Origin of the sequence: Halomonas sp. SIMBA_159 (genome assembly GCF_046536035.1) — a bacterium.
In the GTDB taxonomy this organism is placed as follows: Bacteria; Pseudomonadota; Gammaproteobacteria; order Pseudomonadales; family Halomonadaceae; genus Vreelandella; species Vreelandella venusta_A.
In genome coordinates, this window is sequence record NZ_JAWJBT010001192.1 from 1 (window position 1) to 249 (window position 249).

The 249-nt window shown below is 54.6% G+C and carries 1 pseudogene; it reads right to left on the minus strand.

Annotated features, from left to right (window positions below):
* A pseudogene (locus tag R0J87_RS23035) lies at nt 1-249 on the minus strand (hypothetical protein); the annotation flags it as partial.

Sequence of the window (249 nt, forward strand, 5' to 3'; positions counted from 1 at the left end):
GTGTCATGCCATAATCCTGCCGGCTGTCTTTCGATCCTCCGATAAAACCGCCGCCGTGAACCCATAAGACAACGGGCAAGGGCCCAGTAGCATCCTTGGGGTAATAGAGGTCCAAGAAGGCGTTGTCAGACGCGTGGTAGCGAATATCTTTGACCACTTCAACATGCGAAGCGATTTCCGCAATGTTCGGAGGCGGGCTGTAGATAGCGGACCCGATAACCGGCGCGGCTGCTTCGTCTTCCTTTAAGT